The organism is Streptomyces sp. Ac-502, from assembly GCF_045222935.1.
Lineage (GTDB): Bacteria > Actinomycetota > Actinomycetes > Streptomycetales > Streptomycetaceae > Streptomyces > Streptomyces monomycini.
Genome location: NZ_JBHFFO010000009.1, coordinates 1 through 4,641, shown reverse-complemented (window position 1 = coordinate 4,641; position 4,641 = coordinate 1). Strand labels below are relative to the sequence as shown.

The following is a 4,641-nucleotide window of genomic DNA, read 5'->3' as shown; positions in this document are numbered from 1 at the left end:
CGGCCTGCTGCGGCGTCCACGGCAGCGGCAGGCCGTCACCGACGGCGCGCGGCACGACGTGGATGTGGAGGTGGAAGATGCTCTGCGTGGCCTCACGGCCCCGCGAGGTGATCAGGTTCAGCGGGGTGCCGAGAACGTTGGCGTACTCGGCGGCCCGCTGCATCACCGCCGCGGTCACCATCGGGTCTTCCGTCGCGTCGTCGACGTGCACTCGTGGGATCACCAGGACGTGGCCGTCGGTCACCGGATCGATCGGCGCGATCGCGATCGCGTCCGACCAGCGGGCCAGGACCGTGGCCGGGGCCAGGCCCGCGACGATGTCGCAGAACGGGCAGCGGGTTGCGGTCACTTGGTCACCTCCGGACGCTGGATGACGGGCTTGTCGAGGTCGCGGTGGTGCAGGGTGACGTCCAGCGAGCGCTGGACGTACTGGCCGGCGGCGTGCGCGAGCCCGTACCGGATGGCGGCCTGGACATTGCCCGTCAGCGCCGCGGCCAGTGCGGACGCGATCGTCGGGGCACGGTGCCGGCCGCCCGAGCAGCCGACCGCCACGACGACCGGAGTCGTCGTCACGACGCCAGGGGCGCCCGCCGCGGCCGGGCCGTGCACGAACCCGTCCACCGTGTCGGCCAGGCCGACGACGAGCAGGTTGGCACCGGACGTGCTCATGACCGCCTCACGCACCTCCGCGTCCCGCGCGGTCTTGCCGCGCAGGTCGGGCGACACGTGCGGGTCACGGAAGTGCACCCGCAGATCAACGAGCAGGTGGGCGGCCGGGGGCTCGGCATGGCCGAAGCCGAAGCTGACGATCCGCACGGTGCCGATGCCGCTGCGGCAGGACGCGGGCACCAGGTAGTCGAAGGTCACGACGCCTCCCTCGGCACGATCCGCAGCGCGGGCCGGTGCGGACCGTCTCCGCGGCGGCGTTCCAGCGCGTCCCGGCCGAGACCGGTGACCGGCGTCGCGCTCCCGTCGTCGAAGTGGCCGAGCCGCAGGTTGTGCTCGTCGGTCGACAGCAGCGCCAGCTCGGCGTCCAGCACGCCGATCACCCGCAGGGCCAGCTCTTCGGGGATCTCGAAGTAACCGGCCACGCGCCCGGCGTCCGGCCCGGACCCTTGGGTGATGGTGACGGTCACATCCGAGCAGGGGCTCGCGTCGGGCTGCAGCCGCATGCCCGCCGCGAGCAGGCGCAGCAGGTGGCCGGCGATCCGGTCCGCGTTCGGCACCAGTTCCGGCGCGGGGGTGTCGTTCACGACGCCTCCCGGGGCACGATCTTGAAGACGTCGCCGTGCGCGGCGTACACCACGTGCACGTCCTCGCCCGCCGCGCGGAGAACCTCGACCGCGGCGTCCAGGATCGGCAGGGAGCGGGTGGAGCCGGCGGGGAGCTGGCGGGGAAGGGAGACGGTGGGGGTCATGACTTCACTGCCGAGGGCTCGGGCGGAGGGTTCAGCTCGGACTCCGGGATGCGGATCGCGCCACCGGCGCGCTGCTCATCGCTGGACTCATAGGGCTTGCCGTGCCGCAGGGCCTTCATGTGTCCGACCTTGATCCACCTGTAGACGGTCGCGGGATGCACGTTCAGGCGCGTTGCGACCTCCTTCACGCTCAGCATCAAGTCCTCCGATCGCGGGCTTCGCATCTGACGGCAACCATACTCGCTCGATAGGTTTTATAGCAAGGCTCTCGCGGCGCGAAAGGCTGATGCCACCCCCTCTCTAGTGACCATCAAGGGATTAAGGTGGAGGTCAGGGCTCTCGCGGCACTCAACGCCGCGACGGCCAACGCCAACGAGGAGGTGACGAGTGAGCAGCAAATGGACCGGAGAGTCGCTTCCATACGTGACGCCACGGGCTCCAGGCGAGGCCGACGCGTGGACCACGGAGAGCGCGAGCCGTGGTGGCAGCCAGCAACTGGTTGCAGCAGGAGAGGCACCGCCACCCCCGAGGTGAAGCGCGCCTTCGGCTTGAGTACTGACGAGGCGGCGGTGGTGCGGCGTCGCGTCATGCGCGTCAACGGCGCCCCTGTCGAACTAACCGACTCCTGGTACCCCCTTCGCGTCGCCGCAGGTACCGCTCTCGCCGAGCCCCGCAAGATCCGAGGCGGAGCCCCAACCCTCCTCGCAGAGCTTGGCCATGTACCGCACTCCGTGACCGAAGAAGTCGGCATCCGCGTCGCTACAGATCGCGAAAGTCATCAGCTCGATCTCTCGACAGGCGAGAGCGTCCTCACACTGCTCCGCGTCTCGAAGGCATCCGACGGCAACCCCATAGAGGTCTCGCTGATGGTCATGAAGGGGCCTCGGCAGATCCGATACGAGATCGAGGTTGATTGAACTTGACCAAGCACAAGGACAAGCGGCCGATCGCCGACAGGATCGCGGCGGACATTCGGGCGGCAATCATGGCTGGCGAGTGGGAGCCCGGCAGCCAGGTCCCGAGCAACAGTGATCTGCAGGACCAGTACGACACTTCGAACATGACGGTGCAGCGCGCCCTTGCCACGCTCAAGGACGAGGAACTGCTTGAGGGGCGCTCCGGCAGCGGCGTCTTCGTTCGGGAGCACGCCGCTCAGATCATCTCGCCCGCGTCCTACATGGCACCATCCGAGCCCGGCGAGCCGTACCGCTGGATCAGCGAAGCCGCACGACGCGACCAACGCGGCAGCAACAAGATCCTGCGGGTCGCAGAGGTGAAGCCGCCGAAGCGAGTGGCCAAGGCGCTCGGGCTCGACAAGCAAGGCACCGCCATACTGCGGTCACGCATTGGCCTGCTTGACGACGAGCCGGCGGAACTCGTCAACTCGTACTACCCGATCGACCTCGCTAGAGGTACACGACTGGCCGACCGCCGCAAGATTTCCGGCGGCTCCCCCACGCTGCTTGCAGAGATGGGGTACCCGCCACGGGAACAGGCTGACGAAGTAGCCGCCCGCAAGGCGACCCAGGAAGAGCACAAACACCTGGAGCTGCCCGGCGACGTGGCCGTCCTGGAAATCTTCCGCGTCGTCTACTCCGACAACCAGCGCCCGATTGAGGTCACTGAGCTGATCAAGCCCGGCCACCTCTACAAGATGGGATACCACCTACCCCTGCACTGACTGACCAGCAGGTACGCAACGCCCTCGATCTTTCAGCGAGGGCGTTTTTGCGCGCCGCCAACACGACGCCTTGCTACAAAAGCGATCGAGGCCTACGGTCGTGTGCAGTTGCTCACGCACAACGCAGCGGCCGGGCATTCGTGTGGCTGCACGATGCCCGGCCGGACAACCAGCGGATGCGACCGCTGATCATGACTCGCCTCGTCAAAGGAGTCGAAATGAGCGTACCTCCTGCCCCCTCCCCCGCCCACCTGATGACCGCCCCCCTCCCCGAGCTGCTGGCGGAGCTGGACGTGGTCCTCGCCACGTCGGGTGTCGATGACCCGCGGTTCGCCGGCGAGGCCGTGAAGCTCACCGACGGGACGGTGGTCCTGTCGATGCCGCCCGGCCGGGATCCCGTGGTGTCCGACGTGCTGGCGCGCGGCCTGCTGGGGAGGGCGTTCGGGGTTCCGCTGGCGCCGCTGCCCGCGCCGTTCGAGATGACCGAGGTCTGACTCCTGGTTCGCGGCGGCGCTGCGGCGTCGCCGCCTGGCCCGTAGGGCATCGGCGGCCGGGGCGTGGCGGGATCGGTGGATCCGGTGTCGCGACGGCCTGGGCCGTGCTGAGGTTGCGTGATCCAGGCAGGAGGCAGTGGAGCATGGCGGTGAAGCCGTTTTCGTGCAAGTGGCCGGCGGACAACGCGGAGGGCCTGGAGGGCCTGGAGCGTCTGGCGTCGGGGCTGCGGCTGGGCGGGGTGAGGGCGGTGGTGGTGTACGACGCCGCAGAGCACACGTACCAGTTGTTCATCCCGGATCGCGGGCGGGACTGCTCTGCGTGCCAGGCCCGCCTGAAGTCTCCGCCTCGCTGGTGAAGGGCAGCGCGTCCTGCTGGTAGATGCGGCGCTCGTAGCTGGCGTTGAGTTCCCACACGGCAAGGAAGATGCGCGGCAGGTGTTCGGGGCGCGGGCTTCTCCCGCAGACGGGCCGGTGGGCGATGCGGCACGTCGGCGGGAGCCGGCCGCCCACCCAGTTGACGGCCATCCCGTCGCCGCCCACGACCCAACGCTGGCCTTCGGGAATGCCATGGGCGGCCGGGTCGATGCGAGGTTCGAGGAGGATCCAGTGCCGGTACCCGGTCGGGAAGCGGTCCTGTTCGCGTCCGCACGCCTGGCAGACCGGCGGGGCGGGCGGGGCCGGGGCGTCGGCGCCTTCGCCCTGGGCCTGCTCATGGTCGGTTTCGGCTTCGGCTTCGACCATGCAGTTACTGCACAGTATCCCGAAGTAGTCACCGCGCCAGGCGGTGCTCCCGTCAGTGGTGCCGCATCGTCCACACGTGCGCGCTTCGGAAGTGTCCCCCATATCCGCAGGGTGACGGGGGCGTAGCGGACCTGCCAGGTGGCGCTTGGCCAGGCGCGCCGGAGTGCGGTGGCGTCCGATGGTGAGGGCTGCGCCCCGTGCGCCGCGTTACGGCCCGCGGGGCGTCACGCGTGGCGGCCGGAAAGCCCGCATGCGGCGCGCGTCAGCCCCGGTGGTGAAGCATGACGCGCCGTAGCTCACCGCGCAGC

9 protein-coding genes are annotated in these 4,641 nt (G+C 69.4%); 3 read left to right on the top strand and 6 right to left on the bottom strand.

Features of this window, described 5'->3' with window-relative positions; genetic code table 11:
• The 5 genes from ACEXOX_RS46340 to ACEXOX_RS46320 all read right to left on the bottom strand — a co-directional run.
• On the bottom strand, window positions 1-349 hold a 349-nt coding region (locus tag ACEXOX_RS46340; protein WP_406527050.1), incomplete at its 3' end, for an HIT family protein.
• Complete coding sequence (locus tag ACEXOX_RS46335; protein ID WP_406519449.1) at window positions 346-867, bottom strand: ATPase; 522 nt, start codon at window positions 865-867, stop codon at window positions 346-348. The genes ACEXOX_RS46335 and ACEXOX_RS46340, both read right to left, overlap by 4 nt.
• The gene (locus ACEXOX_RS46330) at window positions 864-1,253 is read right to left on the bottom strand and encodes a hypothetical protein (protein ID WP_406527049.1); all 390 of its coding nucleotides are present in this window, start codon (window positions 1,251-1,253) and stop codon (window positions 864-866) included. The genes ACEXOX_RS46335 and ACEXOX_RS46330 overlap by 4 nt, the downstream gene beginning before the upstream one ends.
• A complete protein-coding gene (locus ACEXOX_RS46325; protein ID WP_406519451.1) occupies window positions 1,250-1,417 on the bottom strand; it encodes a hypothetical protein in 168 nt (55 codons plus the stop codon). Before ACEXOX_RS46325 ends, ACEXOX_RS46330 begins: the two co-directional genes overlap by 4 nt.
• Complete coding sequence (locus ACEXOX_RS46320; protein ID WP_406519452.1) at window positions 1,414-1,614, bottom strand: helix-turn-helix domain-containing protein; 201 nt, start codon at window positions 1,612-1,614, stop codon at window positions 1,414-1,416. Before ACEXOX_RS46320 ends, ACEXOX_RS46325 begins: the two co-directional genes overlap by 4 nt.
• Window positions 1,615-1,815: 201 nt before the next feature.
• On the opposite strand from ACEXOX_RS46320, the gene ACEXOX_RS46315 reads away from it, so the two are divergent.
• The 3 genes from ACEXOX_RS46315 (at window position 1,816) to ACEXOX_RS46305 (ending at window position 3,592) form a co-directional block, all read left to right on the top strand.
• Window positions 1,816-2,334 (top strand): UTRA domain-containing protein, encoded by a 519-nt coding sequence (locus ACEXOX_RS46315; protein ID WP_406527051.1) that lies wholly within the window; start codon window positions 1,816-1,818, stop codon window positions 2,332-2,334.
• Window positions 2,335-2,336: 2 nt separating this feature from the next.
• Window positions 2,337-3,098, top strand: a complete 762-nt coding sequence (locus ACEXOX_RS46310; RefSeq protein WP_406519454.1) for a GntR family transcriptional regulator — start codon at window positions 2,337-2,339, stop codon at window positions 3,096-3,098.
• Between the two features lie 218 nt (window positions 3,099-3,316).
• Complete coding sequence (locus tag ACEXOX_RS46305) at window positions 3,317-3,592, top strand: hypothetical protein (protein WP_406527048.1); 276 nt, start codon at window positions 3,317-3,319, stop codon at window positions 3,590-3,592.
• A 288-nt stretch (window positions 3,593-3,880) separates the two neighbouring features.
• Here the strand turns inward: ACEXOX_RS46305 and ACEXOX_RS46300 are convergent, their stop codons facing one another.
• Window positions 3,881-4,333 (bottom strand): DUF6083 domain-containing protein, encoded by a 453-nt coding sequence (locus ACEXOX_RS46300; protein WP_406519456.1) that lies wholly within the window; start codon window positions 4,331-4,333, stop codon window positions 3,881-3,883.
• Window positions 4,334-4,641 lie beyond the last annotated feature (308 nt).

Coding starts and splice junctions, on each gene's coding strand:
- ACEXOX_RS46325 (WP_406519451.1), bottom strand. CDS start 1,417: ATGACCCCCACCGTCTCCCTTCCCCGCCAGCTCCCCGCCGGCTCCACC.
- ACEXOX_RS46320 (WP_406519452.1), bottom strand. CDS start 1,614: ATGCTGAGCGTGAAGGAGGTCGCAACGCGCCTGAACGTGCATCCCGCG.
- ACEXOX_RS46315 (WP_406527051.1), top strand. CDS start 1,816: ATGGACCGGAGAGTCGCTTCCATACGTGACGCCACGGGCTCCAGGCGA.
- ACEXOX_RS46305 (WP_406527048.1), top strand. CDS start 3,317: ATGAGCGTACCTCCTGCCCCCTCCCCCGCCCACCTGATGACCGCCCCC.
- ACEXOX_RS46300 (WP_406519456.1), bottom strand. CDS start 4,333: ATGGTCGAAGCCGAAGCCGAAACCGACCATGAGCAGGCCCAGGGCGAA.